17 protein-coding genes and 1 pseudogene are annotated in these 22,003 nt (G+C 68.5%); 9 read left to right on the top strand and 9 right to left on the bottom strand.

Translation table 11 applies throughout. The features are described 5' to 3' along the window. Positions 1–647: 647 nt before the first annotated feature. The 3 genes from JMO03_RS12685 (at position 648) to JMO03_RS12675 (ending at position 2,253) form a co-directional block, all read left to right on the top strand. Positions 648–917: a helix-turn-helix domain-containing protein gene (locus JMO03_RS12685; RefSeq protein ID WP_202843858.1), complete on the top strand. Its 270-nt coding sequence runs from the start codon at positions 648–650 to the stop codon at positions 915–917. 100 nt (positions 918–1,017) lie between these two features. Further along, positions 1,018–1,296, top strand: a complete 279-nt coding sequence (locus JMO03_RS12680; protein ID WP_202843855.1) for a helix-turn-helix domain-containing protein — start codon at positions 1,018–1,020, stop codon at positions 1,294–1,296. A 111-nt stretch (positions 1,297–1,407) separates the two neighbouring features. Continuing rightward, entirely contained in the window at positions 1,408–2,253 is an 846-nt protein-coding gene (locus JMO03_RS12675) for a protein NO VEIN domain-containing protein (RefSeq protein ID WP_238346154.1), read from the top strand. Positions 2,254–2,434: 181 nt separating this feature from the next. Here the strand turns inward: JMO03_RS12675 and JMO03_RS21650 are convergent, their stop codons facing one another. From JMO03_RS21650 to aceE, 5 genes are all read right to left on the bottom strand, one after another. Further along, the gene (locus tag JMO03_RS21650) at positions 2,435–2,902 is read right to left on the bottom strand and encodes a very short patch repair endonuclease (RefSeq protein ID WP_425491844.1); all 468 of its coding nucleotides are present in this window, start codon (positions 2,900–2,902) and stop codon (positions 2,435–2,437) included. Further along, positions 2,899–4,086, bottom strand: a complete 1,188-nt coding sequence (locus tag JMO03_RS12665; protein WP_202843849.1) for a DNA cytosine methyltransferase — start codon at positions 4,084–4,086, stop codon at positions 2,899–2,901. The genes JMO03_RS21650 and JMO03_RS12665 overlap by 4 nt, the downstream gene beginning before the upstream one ends. 53 nt (positions 4,087–4,139) lie before the next feature. Next, positions 4,140–4,343 (bottom strand): ribbon-helix-helix domain-containing protein, encoded by a 204-nt coding sequence (locus JMO03_RS12660; RefSeq protein ID WP_202843847.1) that lies wholly within the window; start codon positions 4,341–4,343, stop codon positions 4,140–4,142. A gap of 65 nt (positions 4,344–4,408) precedes the next feature. Continuing rightward, complete coding sequence (locus JMO03_RS12655; protein WP_202843845.1) at positions 4,409–5,098, bottom strand: hypothetical protein; 690 nt, start codon at positions 5,096–5,098, stop codon at positions 4,409–4,411. 291 nt (positions 5,099–5,389) lie between these two features. Further along, a complete protein-coding gene (aceE, locus tag JMO03_RS12650) occupies positions 5,390–8,083 on the bottom strand; it encodes a pyruvate dehydrogenase (acetyl-transferring), homodimeric type (RefSeq protein ID WP_202843843.1) in 2,694 nt (897 codons plus the stop codon). A 221-nt stretch (positions 8,084–8,304) separates the two neighbouring features. Between aceE and JMO03_RS12645 the strand changes: the two are divergent. The 6 genes and pseudogenes from JMO03_RS12645 to JMO03_RS12620 form a co-directional block, all read left to right on the top strand. Continuing rightward, positions 8,305–10,233, top strand: a pseudogene (locus tag JMO03_RS12645) (SpoIIE family protein phosphatase); the annotation flags it as partial. A 102-nt stretch (positions 10,234–10,335) separates the two neighbouring features. Beyond that, entirely contained in the window at positions 10,336–10,770 is a 435-nt protein-coding gene (locus JMO03_RS21525) for an ATP-binding protein (RefSeq protein ID WP_202843886.1), read from the top strand. Next, the gene (locus JMO03_RS12635; RefSeq protein WP_202843841.1) at positions 10,767–11,156 is read left to right on the top strand and encodes an STAS domain-containing protein; all 390 of its coding nucleotides are present in this window, start codon (positions 10,767–10,769) and stop codon (positions 11,154–11,156) included. The genes JMO03_RS21525 and JMO03_RS12635 overlap by 4 nt, the downstream gene beginning before the upstream one ends. A gap of 205 nt (positions 11,157–11,361) precedes the next feature. Next, positions 11,362–13,170: a sensor histidine kinase gene (locus JMO03_RS12630; protein WP_202843839.1), complete on the top strand. Its 1,809-nt coding sequence runs from the start codon at positions 11,362–11,364 to the stop codon at positions 13,168–13,170. After that, positions 13,167–13,607: a response regulator gene (locus JMO03_RS12625; RefSeq protein ID WP_202843837.1), complete on the top strand. Its 441-nt coding sequence runs from the start codon at positions 13,167–13,169 to the stop codon at positions 13,605–13,607. Before JMO03_RS12630 ends, JMO03_RS12625 begins: the two co-directional genes overlap by 4 nt. A gap of 6 nt (positions 13,608–13,613) precedes the next feature. Next, on the top strand, positions 13,614–14,030 hold the full coding sequence (locus tag JMO03_RS12620; RefSeq protein ID WP_202843835.1) for a response regulator: 417 nt from the start codon (positions 13,614–13,616) through the stop codon (positions 14,028–14,030). Between the two features lie 429 nt (positions 14,031–14,459). Here JMO03_RS12620 and JMO03_RS12615 read toward each other — a convergent pair whose 3' ends face one another. The 4 genes from JMO03_RS12615 to JMO03_RS12600 all read right to left on the bottom strand — a co-directional run bounded on the left by JMO03_RS12615 (position 14,460) and on the right by JMO03_RS12600 (position 21,975). Then, positions 14,460–14,996 carry an REP-associated tyrosine transposase gene (locus JMO03_RS12615; RefSeq protein ID WP_238346134.1) on the bottom strand — a complete coding sequence of 179 codons (537 nt, stop codon included), beginning with the start codon at positions 14,994–14,996 and terminating at the stop codon, positions 14,460–14,462. 89 nt (positions 14,997–15,085) lie between these two features. Continuing rightward, positions 15,086–17,404 carry an NADP-dependent malic enzyme gene (locus JMO03_RS12610; RefSeq protein WP_238346133.1) on the bottom strand — a complete coding sequence of 773 codons (2,319 nt, stop codon included), beginning with the start codon at positions 17,402–17,404 and terminating at the stop codon, positions 15,086–15,088. A 136-nt stretch (positions 17,405–17,540) separates the two neighbouring features. Then, positions 17,541–18,836 carry an alpha/beta fold hydrolase gene (locus tag JMO03_RS12605; RefSeq protein ID WP_238346132.1) on the bottom strand — a complete coding sequence of 432 codons (1,296 nt, stop codon included), beginning with the start codon at positions 18,834–18,836 and terminating at the stop codon, positions 17,541–17,543. A 28-nt stretch (positions 18,837–18,864) separates the two neighbouring features. Next, positions 18,865–21,975 carry a TonB-dependent receptor domain-containing protein gene (locus JMO03_RS12600; RefSeq protein WP_202843829.1) on the bottom strand — a complete coding sequence of 1,037 codons (3,111 nt, stop codon included), beginning with the start codon at positions 21,973–21,975 and terminating at the stop codon, positions 18,865–18,867. Positions 21,976–22,003 lie beyond the last annotated feature (28 nt).

Genomic DNA, 22,003 nt, shown 5'->3' with positions numbered 1-22,003 from the left:
TCCTCGCGGATGTGCTCGGCGCCGATGGTGATCACCGGCGAGGGCGAGGTGCCGCCGCGGATGCGGGTGCCGGTGACGGTGATCTGCTCAAGTTCCGTCGCGGCGGACACCTGCGACGACTGCTGAGACGGCACTTGATCTTGCCGAGGGGCCGAAGCTGGACGCGTGTCCTGCACGTCTGTGCGCTCGGCATCCTGTGCGTCTTCGTCGACTGTGCTCGCGGTCTCCGGCGTTTGCTGGGCTGCGACGCCGAAGGCCGGCAGGAGCGACAGGAGTGCGGCACTGAGGACGCCTCGGACCAGGCTGCCCTCCGTTCGATCCAGAAGGGTAAGTGTCTCTCGCCGGGCGTTGGATGTTCGGCCCGCATCGCGCCGGTACAACGTAGCGGGGCCAGCTATCTCGTCCTCCGCGCGGGGTGGCGCCTTCTTCCGATACCTGCCCGCCACGCCGCCCAGAACAGCAGCTCTCCTGTCGTTCAACATGCGATGCCTCCCGAACTTGGTCGTTCCCCATGCCGCCCCGGCACCAGCAGGGGCATAGGCTTGCCCACAGGTGCTGGAAGAAGCCCCTGGGACCAGCATATCTATTTTTCAGATATTTGAAAAGTAGATATAGGTTGGGTGTGGCCATCCGTCAGGGAAGCCACAATGAGCGCCAAGTCGATCTACAAGCCCGAGTACAAGGTCCTGCGCAGGCTGCTGTTCGAAATGCGGGACGCCGCCGGACTCAAGCAGAAGGAAATGGCCAGCAAGCTTCAGCGGCCGCAGTCCTATATCAGCGCCGTCGAGCGCGGTCGCCGCAGGATCGATCTACTGCAGCTGCGGGAGTACTGCCTCGCCTGCGACCAGGGTGTGGTCGACTTCGTCCGCCGGTTCGAGGACGAGATCGCAGCCGGGAGCGGCCAGCTTCCGCAGTGACCCGTAGTCCACAATCAGAGATACGCGATCAAGTATCTGTTTTTCGGATACCGAAAAACCAGATATAGGGTAGGTGCGGCCTGTATTTCCAGACGCCGCAATGCCCCCAAAATCGATCCACAAGCCCGAGTACCAGACGCTGTTGGAGATGCTGGCCGAGATCCGCAGCAAGGCCGGGCTGAAGCAGGCCGAGCTGGCCGCGCTGCTGGATCGGTCGCAATCCTATGTGAGCGATGTCGAGCGTGGGGGGCGACGGTTGGACCTGCTGCAGCTGCGGGAGTACTGCATCGCCTGCAACCAGGATCTGGTGACCTTCGTGAAGCGATTCGAGAAGGCCGTCGGCGGTGCACAGGGCGCGGGCAAACGCTCAAGCCGGTAAGCCGCTGGCAGATTGGCTGAGGGGAATTCGCCGCCGGCCACGCCCCTGGTCGACGCATCGCCCACCCGATACCCTGGCGCCGGTTGACGCCAAGGGAGATGACGAGTGGCAATGGGCGAAGACTGGTCTCGCGTGGAGGTAGAGGCCTGCGTGGCCGACTACCTGCACATGCTGGAGCTGGAGCTCAACGGCCAGCAGTTCAACAAGTCCGCCCGCGTCCAGGCGCTGATGCAGAAGCTGGACGGGCGCAGCAAGGCCTCGGTGGAGTACAAGTTCCGCAACATCAGCGCGTTGATGCAGGCGCTACAGTGGCCCACGGTCCGCGGCTACAAGGCGCTGGAGAACTACCAGTTGCTGCTGCTGGAGGTGCTGGAAGCGCAACTGCGGAACAGGCCGGCGCTGCAGGCCGCGGCGGAACACGCGGTGACGCGACCGGGAGCCGTCGCCGAGGCCGTGATCGATGCCCAGGCCTGGGTGCCGAAACCCAAGCCTCCAGGCCTAAAGGAAGCCCCGCCGCAGTACGCCCCGCGCTTCTCGCTGGCACGCCGCGACTACCTCGCCCGCGAAGCGCACAACCGATCACTGGGCAAGGCCGGCGAACTGTTCGTGATGGAGCTCGAGGCGCAGCGCCTGCATGCGGCCGGCAGCAAGGCGCTGGCTGACCGCGTCGAGCAGGTCTCCGAGACACAGGGCGACGGCTTGGGCTTCGACGTGCTGTCATTCGAGACAGATGGCCGCGAGCGCCTGATCGAGGTCAAGACCACGGCCTTCGGTGAACTCACGCCCTTCTTCGTGTCCCACAACGAGCTTGCTCGTTCCAACGCCGATGCCGAGCGCTACCATCTTTATCGCGTCTTCGATTTCCGTAACCGCCCACGCCTGTTCAACCTGCCTGGGGCCATCGAGGCTCACTGCCAACTGGATGCGACCACCTTCCTCGCGCAGTTGGCGGGATAGGTGTTGTGCCCTGCATACGCGATTAGCTTCCGTCGCGTAGCGACGGGTTCTCCCGCCAATAGAAGCTAATCGCTGCGAGCGGTGTTACCTACCTAACTCCCTATCAACCAGGTAAAGCTGGGAGATCGACTTGGCAGCTTTTCCTCGCACGAGCGCGAAAGGGAGAAGGCTGTCGCGCTTCTCACATGGCCAGCGCTTGTTTCAAGCGCCTCGCCAGCACGCCGGGATCGCGAGTCTTGCACTCCCAGATTGTGATTACTTTATAGCCGTCTCGTCTAAGTAGTCGTGCAACCCTGCGATCCCGCCTCACATTGGCATCGAATTTCGCCTGCCAAAACTCGCTGTTGCGCGATGGAATGGTAGCGCGTGCACAACCGGGATGACGATGCCAATAGCAACCGTGAACGAAGATCACGAACCGGCGCGTACGATTCGCGATGTCGGGCGACCCTAGCAGGCCACCATTTTCCACGGTGAACCTGATCCCCAACGCACGCAACGCCTCGCGGACGTTTAGCTCTGCTGCTGTGCCCGACCGGCGGACGCGCCCCATATGCTCGGATCGTTGGGCCGTAGTGACGAGGTGCGCGAGCGATCTACTCTTGAACGGTCTAGTTACCAGTCCCGCCGCACTCGATCCGGGACTCACTGCGCGACTCGATCCAGATGGCTTTCCAAAGCCGTAAGAAAGCCTTTGGGGAACCGCAGCTTCGCCTGGCGTGCACGTCCGAGAAATCCGCCTGTCGCCCTCGCAGAGAGAGGCGCAGGATCGTGCTTCAAGAATGTCTCTAGCGAGGGCGCCACACGCTCAACGGGCCATTCCGACGCCGCTACCCCCACTCGTCCATTCCCCACGTTCCACGCCGCCGCCGGCCAGCGCCGGCTGTCCTGCAGTGAGAAAGTCTCGAAATCAAGCAGGGCACCCGGCTTCCGCATGCGCCTTCCGACCCACGCCGCCGCGGGCACACTGACCGCATTGCCAACAAGCTTCCACCGCGCGCCCTTCTTCGCGACTTTCTCAGCGGCCGATGTCCAACCAGGAGTGAACCCCTGCAGACGCTCCGCGTCCCGGATGTCGGGTGTCACCACGCGACCATCAGGTAGCCAGATGGCTGGAGGCGACGGAATGCCGATCGTCGACCCTCCCTTTAGGGTGGGTACGGCATCCACCGCCCAACCGAGCCCGCGCAATCCTTCCGTCCAGTAGAAGCCGCAAGCCACAGGATGCCCATTGAGCTCCGGCTCGGACCGCGCGCCAGCTTCATCTGCGAACAGGACGTTGCGCGGGTCGTCTTCTAGACTGGCAACGAGATAGACGCGACGCCTGCGTTGCGGCAGTCCGAACGCACGGGAGTCCACTACGCGATAAGCCCACCTGTACCCCAGATCCTCTAGTCGCTCAGTGATGACATTCATGGCTTCGCCACGCCCGAGCTGCAGCATGAACGGCACATTCTCAAGCAGCAGCCAAGGTGTCCGGTGTGCCTCTATCAGGCGGAACACCTCGCCGACCAGGCCGGAGCGGGATCCCGTCAACCCTTTCGTGGTGCCTGCTTGCGACAGGTCTTGGCAAGGAAAGCCCGCAACTACGAGGGTCGTACCATCGGGCAGCCCCCGTAAGCTACGCACATCGTCGTGGAGATCGATGCCCGGAAACCTGTGCGACAGAACCGCCATGGCAGCGGGCTCGTTCTCGCAGAACAACAATGTTTCGTGGCCGGAACGGGACAGCCCTCGCTCGACGCCTCCGATCCCGGCGAAGAGCCCCACAACCTTGTGTATGGCTCCGACCGGGGTTCGTGTAGCGCCTGTCTTCTTTCGGCTCTTCAACATGAGTGGCATCTGGCCACGTGCCGATCTCGTGGAGGGAGACCCGACCGAGCACCTCATGCTCGCTCCTCACGATCAGCAACCGACGCCCACTGTTGAGTGACGTATCGCTCCGCCGCTTCACGCACAACCCAAGCGACCGAAACCTTCTTCGAGGCCGCGATCTTCTCAATCTCTGCGTATACGTCGGACGGAAAGCTCACCGAAGCGCGTGTCACGTCCGAAGTACGCAACCTGGGTTTAGAAATTGGATGTCGCATGGCAGCCTCAGCACAGTTTGCACCACATTACACCGTTGCGGTGCAATCAACAATACATTCGGCCTCTACCTATACGCGGCACACACTTGGCGGATGATGCGCGTGTACTGAATCGGGCTGTTCGACGCCGGCGCACTTACACCGGAAGCCAGCCGAATCGGCGACCCATCGTTTTTACATTCAATCGAGAGCGCACCGACAGCATCGTAACCGAGCAGATTTCTGTGATCCCGGCACAGCGGCACCGCGGTCTCCAGCATCTTAAGAACTGAGACAGCACTGTCCGGCTGGCGAATGGTCTCCACCGCACTTTCGGACATGAAGGAAGTCGCCGCGTTGACCAACGTGTACGACACTGTGGTGCACTGCGGGGCCGCTCGTTTAGCAAGATAGCCGGTAGCGAGGATCTCCGCGTGCAGTCTCGGAAGTGCGCCGATGTGTTTGGTCATGCATGCCTTCGCTTCCACGGCCACCGCGATTTCGGACACATCGTCCCGCGATTCCTCGTACACGGATCCAAACTCGGCGACTTGAGCTGTCTCGTCCGGTGTCAATACGATGCCGTAGCTCAAGCCCACTTCTAAGAACGTCCGTCTGGGCACGCGATCATTGCGGTTCCTAGGAACACGTGTCAGCACCAAGTCGAGCGTCTTGTTGATCGGCCCGACCATTTGGTGGTTGATCGCAAAGCCAATTCGTCCTGCCTTTCCGTCTTCGTAGAGCTTGTCGCAACTAATCAGGCAGTCGAGCAGCAATGTCCAACATGCGATCTTCGAATGTACATCGCTGCGGGGGTGATACTGCCAAGCCCGCTGACTCTTACCTCGCTGAGTAGGCACGCTCAGTGTTCTGACTAGGATGTCCGGACCCAGCATCGCAATCTCCCGCAGCCCACAATTCGTGGCCAGCGCAGCGTCGCCGTCAGGAACTCCTTCGTCAAGTTGCGCGCCGGAGCGGATTCCCTCTGCCAGAACAGGGGCGGGTCACCTCATCTGCAATGAACAAGGGCGGCCAAGGGCCGCCCTTCTATCCGAGCCGGTCGAAACTCAGACCCCCACCGGATTCGGCTTCTCCTGATCCAGCTTGTAAAGCTTGATCGCCCGGGCCGCGTCCTTCGCCGTCATCTTCCCGTCCTTCGCCAGCGCGTCGATCGCGGCGTGGGCAATGTAGTAGCGGTCCACCTCGAAGTGGCGGCGCAGGTTGGCGCGGGTGTCGCTGCGGCCGAAGCCGTCGGTGCCCAGCACGGTGTAGGTGCGCGGGATGAAGGCGCGCACCTGGTCGGTGAAGTTGCGCACGTAGTCGGTGGCGGCGATGACCGGGCTGGCGGGGCGGGACTCGATGCACTGCGTGATGTAGGCCTTGCGCGGCTTGTCCTCGGGATGCAGGCGGTTCCAGCGCTCGGCGTCGTAGCCGTCGCGGCGCAGCTCGGTGAAGCTGGGGCAGCTCCACACGTCCGCCACCACGCCGAAGTCCTTGTCCAGCAGTTCTGCCGCGGCAATCGCCTCGCGCAGGATAGTGCCGCTGCCCATCAGCTGCACGCGCAGCTCGCCCTTCTTGGGCTTGGCGCCGGCGTCCTTGAGGAGGTACATGCCGCGGATCACGCCCTCGGCCGCGCCTTCGGGCAGGTCGGGGTGGCTGTAGTTCTCGTTCATCAGGGTCAGGTAGTAGTACTCGTCCACCTGCTCCTCGATCATGCGCTTCATGCCGTGCTGCAGGATCACCGCCACCTCGCCCGCGAAGGTCGGGTCGTAGCTGCGGCAGTTGGGGATGGCGCCGGACAGCAGGTGGCTGTGGCCGTCCTCGTGCTGCAGGCCTTCGCCGTTGAGCGTGGTGCGGCCGGCGGTGCCGCCGAGCAGGAAGCCGCGGGCGCGCATGTCGGCCGCCTGCCAGGCGGCGTCGCCCACGCGCTGGAAGCCGAACATCGAGTAGTAGATGTAGAACGGCAGCAGTTGCAGGTTGTTGGTGGAATAGCTGGTGGCGGCGGCCATCCACGAGGCGAAGGCGCCGGCCTCGGTGATGCCTTCCTGCAGCACCTGGCCGGTGCTGTCCTCGCGGTAGTACATCAGCTGGTCGCGGTCGACCGGCTTGTACTTCTGCCCTTCCGGCGCGTAGATGCCGATCTGGCGGAACAGGCCTTCCATGCCGAAGGTACGCGCCTCGTCGCAGACGATGGGCACGGTGCGCGGGCCCACCTGCTTGTCGCGCAGGATGATGTTGAGCGACTGCACGAAGGCCATCGTGGTGCTCATCTCGCGCTCGCCGGTGCTCTTGGTGAGGCGTTCGAACACCTCGAGCTTGGGCGCCACCAGCGATTCGTCCGACTTGCGCCGGCGCTGCGGCACGAAGCCGCCCAGGGCCTTGCGGCGCTCGAGCAGGTACTGCACCTCGTCGGACTTCTCGCCCGGGTGGTAGAACGGGATGTTGCCGTCCTTCAGAAGATCGTCGTCGACCGGGATCTTGAAGCGGTCGCGGAACGCGCGCACGGCCTCGTCGTCGAGCTTCTTGGTGTTGTGGGTCGGGTTGAGCGCCTCGCCGGCGCTGCCCAGGCCGTAGCCTTTCACCGTCTTGGCGAGGATGACCGTCGGCTGGCCCTTGGTCTGCATGGCGTTGGTGTAGGCGGCGTAGACCTTGTGCGGATCGTGGCCGCCGCGGTTGAGGCGCCAGATGTCGTCGTCGGAGAGGTTGGCCACCATGGCCGCGGTCTCTTCGTACTTGCCGAAGAAGTTCTCGCGCGTGTAGGCGCCGCCGAAGGCCTTGCAGTTCTGGTACTCGCCGTCGACGGTCTCCATCATCAGCTTGCGCAGCACGCCCTGGTGGTCCTTGGCCAGCAGCGGATCCCAGTAGCTGCCCCAGATGGTCTTGACCACGTTCCAGCCGGCGCCGCGGAACTGGCTTTCCAGCTCCTGGATGATCTTGCCGTTGCCGCGCACCGGGCCGTCGAGGCGCTGCAGGTTGCAGTTGACGACGAACACCAGGTTGTCGAGGCCTTCGCGGCCGGCGATCGACAGCGCGCCGAGGCTCTCGGGCTCGTCGGTCTCGCCGTCGCCGAGGAAGCACCACACCTTGCGGTCGGTCTTGGGCATCAGGCCGCGCGATTCGAGGTACTTCCAGTTGCGCGCCTGGTAGATCGCGGCGATCGGGCCCAGGCCCATCGACACCGTGGGCACCTGCCAGAACTCGGGCATCAGCCACGGGTGCGGATACGAGGAGATGCCGCGGCCGTCGACTTCCATGCGGAAGTGGTCGATCTGCGATTCGCTGATGCGGCCTTCGAGGAAGGCGCGGGCGTAGATGCCGGGCGAGCTGTGGCCCTGGGTGGCGATGAGGTCGCCGGGGTGGTCGCCCTCGGGGCCGCGGAAGAAGTGGTTGAAGCCCACGTCGTAGAGCGTGGCCGAGCTGGCGAAGCTGGCGATGTGGCCGCCGAGGTCGCCGGGCTTGCGGTTGGCGCGCACCACCATGGCCATCGCGTTCCAGCGGATGATCGAACGGATCTTCCACTCCAGCGTCTGGTCGCCGGGCATCTTCGGTTCGAGATGCGTGGGGATGGTGTTGATGTATTCGGTGGTGGGCGCGAACGGCAGGTGGGCGCCGGCGCGGCGGGTGAGTTCCACCATGTCCTGCAGCAGCTGGTGGGCGCGCTCGGGGCCGGTGTGGTCGATGACCGCCTTGAGCGATTCGATCCACTCGCGGGTCTCGGTGGGATCGGGGTCGTTCTGCAGCACGTCGTTCAGCCAGTTCATCGCTTGCTCCGCCGCGGCCCGCTGGCCGCGCTGTGTTTTGGGGGAGTTTAGAGTCCCGATTCTAGCAGCCGGCCCCGGCGCGCCCGCGGCCGGCGCAGCGGGCGCGGGCGGGGCGCGACGCCGCTTCGGCGGGCGCCAGCGGACGGGTGCGTACGGACCGCCGCGGCGGGCGCGGCGCGGACTATGATCGGCGCCACGGGCATCCGCCGGAGGACCCGGGCATGGACAGCGAACACCCCCGCCGTACGGACCCGTTGCGCTGGCACCACAGCCTGCGCACGCGGATGTCGCTGTGGTCGGGCCTGCTCAACGCGGTGCTGGTGCTGGCCACCACGCTGGCCTTCTACGCCGGGGCGCGGCTGCTGATCGTGCACAACGCGCGGATCGAGGCGCGGGCGCTGACCGGGCAGACCGCGCGCAACCTCGAGGCGATCATCGACACGGTGCAGGTGAGCGGGCGCACGCTGGCCGCCGGCGCCACCGGCATCGGCCGCGAACCGCTGCACCTGCGCTCGCTGCTGCTGGCCAGCCTGGCCGGCGATCCGGACATCGCCGGGGCGATGGTGATCGTCGAGCCGGGGCGGCTGACGGGCGAGGATCCCGGCTTCACCTGGTACATCCGGCGCGAGGGCGCGGGGGTGGTGGAGCAGTCGGTGGAATCGCTGGGCTACGAGTACGCCACGATGCCGTGGTTCGTGCGCACGATGGCCGCGCCGCAGCCGTGGTGGTCGGAGCCCTACGCCAACGAGGCCACCGCCGGGGTCGACTTCACCACCTACAACCTGCCGCTGCGCCTGCCCGGCGACAGCGGCGTCGCGCCGGCGCTGGGCATGGTGAGCCTGGACGTGCCGGTGTCGCGGCTGCTGCGCGACATCCTCGAGGGACTGCCGGAGACCGCGGGGATCGTGCCGATGCTGTTCTCGCCCGAAGGGCTGGCGGTGGTGCACCCGCGCGACGACGTGCGCATGCGCATGCACCTGCGCACGCTGGTCGCGCAGGGCCGCGGCGACCTGGCGCCGCTGGTGCAGACGCAGGAGCGGCGGCAGCCGGTGGAGTTCGAGCACCGCGACGCCGGCGGCGAGGACTTCATCACCTTCGGCATGCCGGTGGGCGACAGCGGCTGGACCTTCGCCACCTCGGTGTCGGAGCTGTACATCCTGCGCCAGCTCAAGCAGATCGCGCTGTGGGTGGCGCTGATCGGCCTGCTGGCGCTGCTGCCGGCGCTGGTGCTGGTGCGGCGCTACACCGGGCGGCTGCTGGAGCCGATCGAAAACCTGACCGAGTCGGCGCGGCACTTCGCCGGCGGCGAGTTCGACTATCCGCTGCCGCATACCGGGCGGCGCGACGAGGTCGGGGTGATGGCGCGCGCGTTCAACGTGGCGCGCGGGTCGATCAAGCGCCAGTTGCGCGAGATCGAGGAGATGGCCGGGGCGCGGCAGAAGGCGGAGAGCGAACTGGGGATCGCGCGCCAGATCCAGCAGGCGATGCTGCCGCCGCCGCGGCTGTTCGAACGCGACGACGTGCGCGTTGACGTGCACGGCGTGCTGGAACCTGCGAAGGCGGTGGGCGGGGATTTCTTCCAGTACGGCGATTTCGACGGCGTGCTGTGGTTCGCGATCGGCGACGTCTCGGACAAGGGCGTGCCGGCGGCGCTGTTCATGGCCCGCACCGCCACCGTGCTCGAAGGCCAGGTGCGGCGCCACGCTTCGCCGGCCGCGCTGCTGGCCTCGGCCTCGCGCCGGCTGGTGCACGGCAACGACACCTGCATGTTCGCCACGGTGCTGTGCGGCCGTCTGGATATCGCCAGCGGGCACTGCGTGCTGGCCAGCGCCGGGCACGATCCGCCGGTGCTGCTGCACGCGGACGGGCGGGTCGAACCGCTGGCGCTGGAGACCGGGCCACCGCTGGGGTTCGAACCCTGCGATGCGTACCCGCAGTACACGTGCGAACTGCCCGAAGGCGCGACCCTGCTGGCGTACACCGACGGCGTGACCGAGGCCTTCGACGCGCACGACGAGGCCTACGGCGCCGAGCGCCTGCTGCAGGCGCTGCCGCCGGACGAGGACGCCGCGCGCACCTGCCAGCGCCTGCTGGCCGATGTGCAACACTTCGCCGGCGACGCGGCCCAGTCCGACGACATCACCGTGCTGGCGATCCGGCGCACGCGCGTTTCCGACACCGAGTCGACGCAGCCGCAGACGGAGACGGAGACGGCGGCCAAGGTGGACGCGCCGTTCGGCCCTCGACAGGAATTGCCCTTGCAAAAGACCATCGCCGGCGATCCCGCGCACATCGCCGAACTGACCGCGGCGGTGGAGTCGACCCTGGTCGAAGCCGGCGTGGACGACGCCCGCATCCACGACGCGCGGCTGATCGTGGAGGAACTGGCCTGCAACGCGCTGACCCACGGCGCCAGCGAGACCGGACCGCAACTGCGCCTGCGGCTGCAGCTCGAGGCGGCGCGGCTGGTGCTGGAGCTCGACGACGACGGGCTGCCGTTCGACCCCACCACGGCGCCCGCGCCGGACCTCGACGCGGAGCTCGACGAGCGTCGCGTCGGCGGCCTCGGCCTGCACTTGGTGCGGCAGCTCGCCGACAGCCTCGACTACCAGCGCCGCGAGGACCACAACCTCGTGCGCGTGACCCTGCGGCTGGACGCCGCGCCCGACCCCAAGGATCCCGCATGAGCACCCTGAACATCCGCATCGACCCGGCGCGCCGGGACGTGCAGACCGTCGCCGTCGGCGGGCGCCTCGACACCCACACCTACCTGCAGCTGGACGAGGCGCTGGCGCCGCTGCTCGAGGACCCGGCGATTCTCTCGCTGGTGCTGGACCTGCACGGGCTGGAGTACATCTCCAGCGCCGGGGTGCGTTCGATCTTCCGCGCGCGCAAGGCGCTGGCCACGCGCGCCGGCCGGGTGCTGGTGGTCAATCCGCAGCCGCAGATCCAGAAGGTGTTCGACCTGGTCAAGGCGGTGCCGCTGCAAGAGATCTTCTCCTCGACCGCCGAGGCCGACGCCTACCTCGACGCGATGCAGCGCAAGGTGCTCGAGGGCGACGAGGACGCCTGAACCGGGCGCCCTCTTCGCGCCGCGTACACGCGCGTCTGCGACGATGGCGCGCTTTTCCGGACAGGGTGCATGCCACCCGCGTCCGCCCCGGGCTCACGCTTGCCCTCCCGGATCGTGTCGGCAATGATCGCCATCGCAGGGGAGCGAGGCGCCAGTGGCGGCGTCCGGGTCCCCGTGCGCCCCGACCGGCCCTCCACTTCGCCCGATGCCCGCCTCCGTCTTGCCGCAACCGCTGTCGAACTGGCGCCTGCCCGCCCTGGGTCTGGCGATCGTACTGATCGTGGTCACGCCGTTCCTGGTCCTGCGCAAGGCCGCGGTGGACACCGACGCCGCCTGGGCGATGGTGGTGCACACCCACGAAACCGAAGCGACCGTGCACGCCCTGGCCGGGGACATGCGCAACATGGAATCTGGCGCGCTGTCGCTGGCGGCCGGCGTGGACAATGCGCTGCTGCGGGCGCGCGTCGGCGAAAGCCGGGCCCGGATCCCGGCGACCCTGCAGAAGCTACAGCGACTCACCCGCGACAATCCCGACCAGCAGCTGCGCATCGGCGCGCTGCAGACCAACATCCTGCTGCGCAAGGCCAACGCCGATCGCATCATCGACGCCGAGGCCGCGGACGTGACCGCCGCCGACATCGACGCGATGGTGGCGCGCTACCCGATCCACGAGCTGATCGAGGAAATCGTGGCGGAGGAACAGCGCCTGCTGTCGGACCGCCAGGCGCGCGCGGAGCGCGTCGAACAGCGCGCGCGGCTCGCGACCTGGGCGGCGATGGCCGGACAGTTGCTGCTGCTCGGCGGCGTGCTGGCGTATTCCACGCGCCAGATCGCGCACCGGCTGCGTGCGGAAACCGATGCCCAGCGCGCCAGCGCCCGCGCCAGCGTGGTGCTGGACACGGTGCGCGAGCCGATCGTGGCGATCGACGCCGCGCAGCGCGTGGTCATGCACAACGTCGCGTTCGCCGAACTGTACGGCGTGGACGGCGATGCGCGCGGCCAGCCGCTCACCGCGCTCGGCGACGGCGCGTGGGGCGACGAGCGCACGCTGCGACGGCTGGCCGACGTGCTCTCGCGCGGCCGCGAGCTGTGGGACCACGAGCAGGTGCAGCGCACCGCCGACGGCGTCGAGCGCACCATGGTGCTCAACGCGCGGCGCATGCCGCTGCCCGACCGCGACGACGCGGTGGTACTGGTGACCGTCAGCGACATCAGCGTGCAGAAGGCCAGCGACCGCCAGATCCGCGAGCTCAACCGCCAGCTCGAGGGCAAGATCGAGCAGGTCTCGGACGTGAACCGCGAGCTGGAGGCGTTCAGCTATTCGGTGTCGCACGACCTGCGCGCGCCGCTGCGCCACATCGCCGGCTTCGGCGACAAGCTCGGTCGCCATCTGGGCGACGGCATCGACGACAAGTCGCAGCACTACCTCGAGGTGATGGTGTCTTCGGCCAAGCGCATGTCGGCGCTGATCGACGACCTGCTGGTCTACTCGCGCCTGGGCCGCAGCGCGCTGCGCCTGCAGACGGTGGACATGCAATCGCTGGTGGCCGAAACCCGGGCGATGCTCGACGCCAACAACGCCGCCGAGGCGCCGGACCACCGGATCGAATGGCGCATCGCGCCGCTGCCGGTGGTGGTGGGCGACGAGAACATGCTGCGCCAGGTGTGGCTGAACCTGCTCGGCAACGCGGTCAAGTACAGCCGCGGCAGCGAGCCGGCGCGGATCGAGATCGGCTACGGCCGCGACGGCGACGACGCGCACCACTTCCAGGTGCGCGACAATGGCGCCGGCTTCGACATGCAGTACGCGGGCAAGCTGTTCGGCGTGTTCCAGCGCCTGCACGCGGCCAGCGAGTTCCCCGGCACCGGCATCGGCCTGGCCAGCGTGCGCCGCGTGCTCACCCGCCACGGCGGCCGCGCCTGGGCCGAATCCGAACCCGGCAACGGCGCCACCTTCCACTTCACCCTTCCCGCCGCGGGCGACCAGCCCGCCTCCAACGAGAGCAAGTCATGAGCGAACTGCGCACCATCCTGCTGGCCGAGGACAGCCCCCACGACGCGGAGATGGCGATCGATGCGCTGCGCGAGGCGCACCTGGCCAATCCGATCGTGCATGTCGAGGACGGCGTCGAGGCGCTGGACTACCTGCTGCGCCGCGGCAAGTGGGCCGACCGTCCCGACGAGGACCTGGCGGTGCTGCTGCTCGACATCAAGATGCCGCGCATGGATGGGCTGGAGGTGCTGACCGAGCTGCGCAAGACCGACCGCTTCAAGGCGCTGCCGATCGTGGTGCTGTCGTCCTCGCGCGAGGAAAGCGACCTCGCCCGCAGCTGGGACCTGGGCGTGAACGCCTACGTGGTCAAGCCGGTGGACGTGGACCAGTTCTTCGACGCGGTGCGCACGCTCGGCCGGTTCTGGGCGGTGCTCAACGAGCCGCCGAAGAAGAACTGAACGCGCATGACGACAGGATCCGGGCCGGACCCCGGGCCGGCCACGCCCGGCTGGCGCGTGCTGCTGGTGGACGATTCGCGCGACGATGCGGAGCTGGCCGAGTTCGCGATGCGCAAGGGCGGCCTGGCGGTGGACTGCCAGCGCGTCCACACCGGCGCGGCGCTGGCCGGCGCCCTGCGCGCGTTCGCACCGCATGCGGTGGTCTCGGACGTGAACCTGCCGGGGTTTTCCGGGGCCGAGGCGCTGGCGCTGGCGCGCGCGCACGATCCCGGGCTGCCGTTCGTGTTCCTCACCGGGGGACTGGCCCCCGGCGAGCAGCCTCCGGGTGCCGACGGCCTGCTGCTGAAGGACGACCTGGACGCGCTGCCCGATGTGTTGCGGCGGTTGCTGGGAAAGACGGCTCTGCAGATGCCGCCGGTCTGAGCAACTTCCCTGGCGAGACGCCGCGATCCCCGGGTGCGCTGCGCTTACCCGGGCTACGACATCGACGTAGCCCGGATAAGGCCGAAGGCCGCATCCGGGAATGAAGACCGATGCGGCCCGCCTGGTCCGCGCGACGCGCGCGGCGCTCCGATCCCCGGGTGCGCTGCGCTTACCCGGGCTACGACATCGACGTAGCCCGGATAAGGCCGAAGGCCGCATCCGGGAATGAAGGCCGATGCGGCCCGCCTGGCCCGCGCGATGCGCGCGGCGCTCCGGTCCCCGGGTGCGCTGCGCTTACCCGGGCTACGACATCGACCGTAGCCCGGGTAAGGCCGAAGGCCGCATCCGGGAATGAAGGCCGACGCGGCCCGCCTGGTCCGCGCGACGCGCGCGGCGCCGCGATCCCCGGGTGCGCTTCGCTAACCCGGGCTACGCGTCGCGTTCGCCCGTGCGTGCGGGCGGCTCGGCCTCGCCGCACCAGTCTTCCGGCAACAGCCCGAGCCGCACATGGCGATGGAAGCTCGAATGCGGCCACTCGGCGACCCGTGCGACCAGCCCGTGCTTGAGCGGGTTGGCGTGCACGTAGTCGACGTGCGTCGCCAGATCTCTCGCATCGCGGATGGTGTGCTCCCAGAACCGCGTCTGCCACGGCGTGGACGCAGCCGCGAGGCCTCGTGTGAATCCCTTCTTGATCTCGCGCCACAGTCCGGAATAGTCGCCATCCTCATCGCGCATGGTGATCACCGCATGCAGGTGGTCCGGCAGCACGACCACCACAGCGACTTCGTGCGCAACCCGTTCGCGAGCCCTCCGCCAGGACGTCCCGAGGAGGTCGATGTGGCGCACCAGCAGATCGCTCCGCCGGTCGCGCAAGGTGACCGTGAAGAAGAAGGTTCCGCCCGGAACGCGATTGCGGCGATAGCGCACCATGCGCACACGCTCGCATGGCCGCGCAAACACGGGCATCGGGGGGCGTGGAGCCCGCCGGTAGGGCGTTTGCCCGTGATCGGGTCGGAGATTTCCCCGGATGCGCTGCGCTTATCCGGGCTACGCGCCTACGCGCCGCGTTCGGACTGCATCTGCTTGCGGATCTGCGCTTCGACCGCGGCGATGGCGGTCATGTTGACCACGCGGCGCGGGGTGGAGGTCTGGGTCAACACGTGCGCGGGCTTGCTCATGCCCATCAGGATCGGGCCCAGCGCGACGCCCTCGGTCATCATCCGGATCAGGTTGTAGGTGATGTTGGCCGCGTCCAGGTTCGGCATCACGAACAGGTTGGCGCGCCCGTCGAGCGTGGTGTTGGGGAAGATGCGGCGGCGCAGGCCGTCGTCCCAGGCGGTGTCGCCCTGCATCTCACCGTCGACCTCGAGCTTCGGCGCGCGCCGCAGCAGGATCTGCCGCACCTCGCGCATCTTGCGCGCGCTCGGATCGTCGTGGCTGCCGAAGTTCGAATGCGACATCAGCGCGATCTTCGGCTCGATCCCGAACAGCTTGAGCCGGTACGCGGCCTGGATGGTGCTCTCGGCGATCTGTTCCGGCGTCGGGTCCGGCTGCACGTGGGTGTCGACGAAGAACCACAGGCCGCGGTCGTTGACCACGCCGGTCATCGCCGAGGTGCTCTGCACGCCCGGATCGAGCGGGAACACGCTGCGCAGGTAGCCGAGCTTCTTGTGGAAGCGACCGACCAGGCCGGTGATCATCGCGTCGGCCTCGCCGCGGTCGACCATGATCGCGGCGATCAGGGTGGTGCGCGAGCGCAGCATCGCCTTGGCCGCGTCCGGCGTCACGCCACGGCGCTCGGTGAGCGCGTGGTAGTGGCGCCAGTAGTCGTTGAAGCGCGGGTCGTCGTTGACGTTGGTGATCTCGAACTCCTCGCCCTCACGCAGGCGCAGGCCGAGGCGCTCGATGCGCATGGCGATGACCTCCGGCCGGCCGACCAGGATCGGGAACGCCAGGCCCTCGTCGACCACGGTCTGCACCGCGCGCAGCACGGTCTCCTCCTCGCCCTCGGCATAGACCACGCGCTGGCGGTCGCTGCGCGCGCGGTCGTAGACCGGCTTCATCACCAGGCCGGTGCGATAGACGAACTGGCCGAGCTTCTCGCGGTACGCGGTCATGTCCGCGATCGGGCGGGTGGCGATGCCCGACTCCATCGCCGCCTGCGCCACGCATGGCGCCAGCTGCATCAGCAGGCGCGGGTCGAACGGGCGCGGGATCAGGTAATCCGGGCCGAAGCTGGGGATCTCCTCACCGTAGGCGGCGCCGAGGTCGCTGGCCTCGCTCTTGGCGAGCGCGGCGATGGCGCGCACGCAGGCGAGCTTCATCGCCTCGTTGATGCCGGTGGCGCCGACATCGAGCGCGCCGCGGAAGATGTAGGGGAAGCACAGCGCATTGTTGACCTGGTTCGGATAGTCCGAACGGCCGGTGGCGATGATGCAGTCCGGGCGCACGGCCTTCGCCGCCTCGGGGAGGATCTCCGGATACGGATTGGCCAGGGCGAGGATGATCGGTTTTTCCGCCATCGCCGCGAGCATCTCCGGTTTGAGGATGCCGCCAGCGGACAGACCCAGGAACACGTCGGCGCCTTCGACGATCTCCGCCAGCGAGCGCTTGTCGGTGTCGCGCGCGTAGCGCGCCTTGTCGGGGTCGAGGTTGGCGCGGCCGCTGTGGATCACGCCCTCGCGATCGTAGGCGAGGATGTTCTCCGGCTTCAGGCCCAGCGCGACCAGCATGTCGAGGCAGGCGATGCCGGCGGCGCCGGCGCCGGCGGTGGCGAGCTTCACGTCCTCGATCCGCTTGCCGGCGATCTCCAGCGCGTTGACCACCGCCGAGCCGACGATGATCGCGGTGCCGTGCTGGTCGTCGTGGAACACCGGGATGTTGAGCCGCTCGCGCAGCTTGCGCTCGACGATGAAGCACTCGGGCGCCTTGATGTCCTCGAGGTTGATGCCGCCGAAGGTCGGCTCGAGGCTGGCGATGATGTCGACCAGCTTGTCGGGGTCCTTCTCGTCGACCTCGATGTCGAACACGTCGATGCCGGCGAACTTCTGGAACAGCACGCCCTTGCCTTCCATCACCGGCTTGCCCGCCAGCGGGCCGATGTCGCCCAGGCCCAGCACCGCGGTGCCGTTGGAGATCACCGCCACCAGGTTGCCGCGCGCGGTGTAGTCGCTGGCCTTGCTGGGGTCGGCGGCGATCTCCTCGCAGGCGTAGGCCACGCCCGGCGAGTAGGCCAGCGCCAGGTCGCGCTGGGTGAGCATGGGTTTGGTCGCGACCACCTTGATCTTGCCGCGCGGCGGCACGCGGTGGTAATCGAGCGCGGCCTGGCGGAATTCCTGCTCGCTTTCGGTATTGCGGGACTGCTCGTCGGACATCGTGGCTGGCCGTGTGCGGAACATGGATTCTAGCCGCTCGCGGCGGGAGGGACCCGCGATGCCGGCGGGCCGCGGCGACGCGGCCGAAGGGATGGCGCAACGCCCGCGGCGCGCGGGCACGCCGCCCGACGCGCGCCTACGGCGCCACGAACCGGCACGCGGTCCGGTCGCGTGCCGCGGCGAGGCAGGCGGCCTGGATCGCGGCGGCATCGGGGCGCACGCCCCCGTCCAGCCACGCCTCGAGCGCGCGCAGGGCGCCCCGGTAGGTCGCGTCGTGCAGGCGGCTGTGCTCGTGTTCGTCGGTCCTGGCCTGGGCGAGCAGGTGGCTGCGGCCCGCGGCGGCCACCGTGTCGCGATACGCGTCCAGCGCCGCGGCCGGGACCACCGGGTCGTGCGCGGCGTGGATCGTCAGCGTCGGCAGCACGATCCGCCCGGACAGGTCGGCGTCGTAGCCGAGCAGCGCGAGCGCCTGCGGATCGGCCGCGAAACGCTCGACGCCCGCATTCAGGGCCTCGTCGTCGCCCGAGCCGCGATAGACCGTGCCCGTGTTGTCGAACGGGTTGCGGCCGTGCAAGTGCCGCTGCACCAGGTCGCGGAAATGGAACGTGGCCCAGGCCAGGTGCGCGACCAGCTGCCGTTCCGTCACGCCGCCGACGGCGAGGATGTCCGCCAGCCGCGACGCCTGCTCCGGCGTGCGCCGCTCCGCGGCCCGCCCGACGCCGGTGCAGGCGTCGACCCGGCGCCGCAGTTCGTCGCGATCCATCTCCGATCCGGCCGGCAGGCCCTGCCAGGGCGGGTACTGCGGTTCGTCCGGCGCCGGGTGGTTGCGGCAGTAGTACTGGTACACCGCGCGCAGGTCGGCGCGGAAGCCGTAGGCACGGGTGCCGCCGGTGAGCACGCCATTGGTGGTCAGCACGGCGTCGTAGTTGGCGCGGCCGTCGGCATCGAGCGCGTACAGCTCGGCGACCTTGGCGGCGACGTTGCCGCCCCAGGACTGGCCGTGCAGCAGCGTGCGCTGCGGCCGGCCCCAACGGGCCACGAATGCGCGCCGGCTGTTGTCGACATCCTCGGCGGCGCGGCGCACGCCGTAGCCGGCGCGGCGATAGGTCGATCCGATCCAGGCGTGGCCCTCGCGCACCATCACCGCGAAGCGGTCGAGGTCCGCGGCCGAATCGCCATCCTCCGGCGCGGTGAGCCGTGGCCCACCGTGCGCATGGACGACCAGCCGCCGGTTCCAGTCGCGCGGGATCGCGGCCAGCAGCCAGGCGCCGTTGCCGTCGCGGGCGGCATGGCAGTCGGCCACGTCCGCCACCGCTGCCGGGCACGCCGTCGCGGCGAATGCCACGGCGCCGTCGCCCGGCCCCGCCAGGGCGGGCGCGGCCAGGCCCAGGGCCACGAACCCCGCCACCAGGCGCCGCTTCATCGCTTGCACGTTCGCTGCCCTCTCCATCGTCCGCCGCTCAGAACGAATGGCTGATGTTGACGTACCAGTAGCGTCCCCAGGGCTGGTCCACCGAACCGCGGTAACCGTTGTCGGCGAGCGACGGCCCCTCGTCGGTCGCATCGTTCACGCCCAGCCGGACCGCGGTGCCGCCTTCGAAGCGGTACTGGCCGTAGAGGTTGGTGGTCGTGCGCGAATCGACCACCCAGGGGTCGCCCGACGTTCCGAGCAACCCGGGCTGTTCGAACGCACTGCGGTAGCGCGCCGACACGCCCGCGCGCCACGGTCCCTGGCTCCAGGTGAAGGCGCTGGTGATCCTCCATTCCGGACGTCCGTTCTGGCCGATGAGATCGCTCGGGTCCGGCAGCGCGGTCAGCGGATCGATGATGCCGGCCTCGCGCGCGGCGTACAGCGCGTTGACCACCGGGCCCGGGTCGCGGGTGAACTCGGTGAGCTTGCTGGCGTTGAGGCGCACGCTGAAGTTGCCCAGGCGGGTGCGCCGCTTCTGCCAGTGCAGGGCGAAGTCGATGCCGGCCGCGGTCTGCGGCTGCAGGTTGATGAAGCGGTCGTTGATCGAGACCACGTCGCCGACCGGCGCCAGGCCGCTGCCCTCGAACAGGGCGATGTCCTCGGGCGTCGGCGCTGCGCGGTTCACCAGGGGATTGGAGCCGCCCTGCACCCGGTCGAGGTAGTCGAGGATCAGCGCGGTCTGGGCGCCGAGCAGGCCGACGATCTGTTCCTGCTCGATGCGCCAGCGGTCCACGGTCAGCGTGAACCTGCCTGCGGATTCCGGCAGGAAGGCCGGCTGGAACACGAAGCCGTACGAGAGGTTGGTGCTCTCCTCAGGTTCCAGGTCGGGGTTGCCCGCCACCAGCAGCGACGCCCCGGAGGTGTTCTCTCCGCAATCGGCCATCGAGGCCAGCGCGCCGGTGCGCAGCAGCGCCTCGCAGCGGACGTAGTCCATGCCGCTGGCCAGGCGTGCGTACTGGGTGGCGTGGGTCTGTTCGAGGTTGGGTGCGCGGAAGCCTTCGGAATAGGAGCCGCGCAGGCGCACGCCTTCCGCCAGGTCCCAGGCCAGCGCGATCTTGGGCTTGGCCACCGATCCGAAATCGGAGTAGTGCTCGTAGCGGCCGGCGAGCTGCATGTCGAGGCTGCGCACCAGCGGCACGCCCATGTCCGGCGACACCAGCGGCACGGCGAACTCGAGGTAGGCCGAATCGACCGTGCGCGAGCCGGAGGTGTCCGGGTTCGGGCTGACCGCGGCGACGTTGCTGGGATTGGTCTCGCCGGTGACCATGTCGGTGAAGGTGATGGTGCCGTCGAGGTTGGCGTCGCGGTCGTCGCGCTGGGTCTCGCGCCGCGCCTCGACGCCGAAGGCGATGCCGACGTCGCCGGCCGGCAACGCGAACAGGTCGCCGCGGTTCATCCGGAAGTCGGCCATGGTCAGGGTGGTGCGCGAGGTGCGCACCAGGTCCATCCGGATCGCGTCGGCCGACGCCTGCGAGCTCGGCGAACAGTCGCCCCAACTGGTGGTGTCGACGCAGCCGCCGCTGAACGGGTTGTACGCATCGGGTGTGGACAGCGCCAGCTGTCGCTGCAGCGCGGTCATGTCGACGTTGGTCGAGCGGTCCTCGGCCTCGGCCTCGGAGTACACCAGCGCGGTCTCCCAGTCGAACCCACCCCACTGCCCGCGCAGGCCGGCGAGCAGGCGCGCCTGGTAGTTCTCCACCACGACGTCCTGGAAGCCGACGTCGACGTAGCGGTAGTTGGTCAGCAGCACCGGCAGGCCCTCGTCGGGCACGTTGCTCAGGCCCGGCAGGCGGTTGGGATTGGGGGTGCCGTCGGCGAAGGCGACCGGGCCGAAGGGATTCCAGTAGTTGCTCGACGGGATCCACAGGCTGTTGAGGTTGACCACCGGCGGCTGGGTGGCGCGGCTGGTGGCCTCGTAGTAGCCGGCCTCGCCGAATAATTCGACCGCGTCGGTGAGGTCGTAGTGGCCGGTGAGGTGCAGGTTCAGGCGCTCGACCGAGGGGCGCACCGTGGTCCCGTGGCGGGTGTCGTAGCGCAGCTCGCGGTGGGCGTTGTTGAAGTTGGTGTTGCCCGTGACCAGGCACAGGTCGCCCCCCATGTCCACGCCGTTGCAGCCGAAGCCCGACGGCTGCACGTGGAACGCGCCCGCGGTGTTGGTCACCGCTGCGCCGTTGCTGCGGATCACCGGTCGCGGGCCGACGCTCAGCCGCGCCCACGGCGTGTGCGAGGACCGGCCGTCGAGCGCGTTGAGGCCGGCGAAGTCCGGATGGTCCTCGAACAGCGGACGCAGGTCGTCGGAACGGGTGAAGTCCTGGTCGTCCGCCCACAGCTTCGAGCGGCTGGTGAGGCTGGCGAACAGCGAGATGTTGCCGCGCTCGAAGCTCCTGCCGGTGAAGACGGAAGCGTCGAACTCGTCCATGCCGGTGCCCTCGGCGCTGCCGAAGCGGGTGTTGAAGGAGAATCCGTCGAACTCGCTCTGCAGCACCGTGTTGACCACGCCGGCGACCGCGTCGGCGCCGTAGATCGCGGCGGCGCCGTCGAGCAGCACCTCGACGCGGTCGAGCCCCGCTACCGGGATCGAGTTCGAGTTGAAGCTCTGCACCGGCACCGTGCCGGTGTCGGACGTGCCCTGGCTGGTGGGATGCTGCACGATGCGCCGGCCATTGAGCAGCACCAGGGTGTTGCCGACGCCGAGCGAGCGCAGGTTCACCGAGTTGACGTCGCCGCGCGCGGCGTTGCTGGTCTGCGGGTTGTTGGACGAGTCGAACAGCACATCGCCCATCTGCGGGATGTCGCGCAGCAGCTCGTCGCCCGATACCGCGCCGGCGGCGTCGATCTGCTCGGCGTCGATCACGACCACGGGCAGCGCCTCGGTGGTGGGTGCGCCGCGGATGTGCGAGCCGACGACTACGACCCTGTCGAGCTCCAGCGCCTCGTCCTGCGGCGCGGGATTCGCGGACTGGCCCGCTGAAGGCATGGCGGTCGCGTCGGCGGGCGCCGGCTGCGGCGGCGTCTGCGCCAGCGCGGTCTGGATCGCCGCGGCCAGCAGGGCGACGGCGACGGTACCGCATCTGGCTGCGGAACGATGGTGCTTGTGCATGTTGGCTCCTCCCTCGGGTGCGTGCCTG

The organism is Luteimonas saliphila (assembly GCF_016774335.1).
Classification (GTDB): Bacteria; Pseudomonadota; Gammaproteobacteria; order Xanthomonadales; family Xanthomonadaceae; genus Luteimonas; species Luteimonas saliphila.
The sequence above is the reverse complement of the archived record's forward strand: the minus strand, read 5'-3'. Positions and strand labels throughout refer to the sequence as shown.

Bases quoted from the DNA above. Each gene is read 5' to 3' on its own strand.
- JMO03_RS12685 (WP_202843858.1), top strand. From the start codon at position 648: ATGAGCGCCAAGTCGATCTACAAGCCCGAGTACAAGGTCCTGCGCAGG.
- JMO03_RS12680 (WP_202843855.1), top strand. From the start codon at position 1,018: ATGCCCCCAAAATCGATCCACAAGCCCGAGTACCAGACGCTGTTGGAG.
- JMO03_RS12675 (WP_238346154.1), top strand. From the start codon at position 1,408: ATGGGCGAAGACTGGTCTCGCGTGGAGGTAGAGGCCTGCGTGGCCGAC.
- JMO03_RS12665 (WP_202843849.1), bottom strand. From the start codon at position 4,086: ATGTTGAAGAGCCGAAAGAAGACAGGCGCTACACGAACCCCGGTCGGA.
- JMO03_RS12660 (WP_202843847.1), bottom strand. From the start codon at position 4,343: ATGCGACATCCAATTTCTAAACCCAGGTTGCGTACTTCGGACGTGACA.
- aceE (WP_202843843.1), bottom strand. From the start codon at position 8,083: ATGAACTGGCTGAACGACGTGCTGCAGAACGACCCCGATCCCACCGAG.
- JMO03_RS12635 (WP_202843841.1), top strand. From the start codon at position 10,767: ATGAGCACCCTGAACATCCGCATCGACCCGGCGCGCCGGGACGTGCAG.
- JMO03_RS12630 (WP_202843839.1), top strand. From the start codon at position 11,362: ATGCCCGCCTCCGTCTTGCCGCAACCGCTGTCGAACTGGCGCCTGCCC.
- JMO03_RS12625 (WP_202843837.1), top strand. From the start codon at position 13,167: ATGAGCGAACTGCGCACCATCCTGCTGGCCGAGGACAGCCCCCACGAC.
- JMO03_RS12620 (WP_202843835.1), top strand. From the start codon at position 13,614: ATGACGACAGGATCCGGGCCGGACCCCGGGCCGGCCACGCCCGGCTGG.
- JMO03_RS12615 (WP_238346134.1), bottom strand. From the start codon at position 14,996: ATGCCCGTGTTTGCGCGGCCATGCGAGCGTGTGCGCATGGTGCGCTAT.
- JMO03_RS12610 (WP_238346133.1), bottom strand. From the start codon at position 17,404: ATGTCCGACGAGCAGTCCCGCAATACCGAAAGCGAGCAGGAATTCCGC.
- JMO03_RS12600 (WP_202843829.1), bottom strand. From the start codon at position 21,975: ATGCACAAGCACCATCGTTCCGCAGCCAGATGCGGTACCGTCGCCGTC.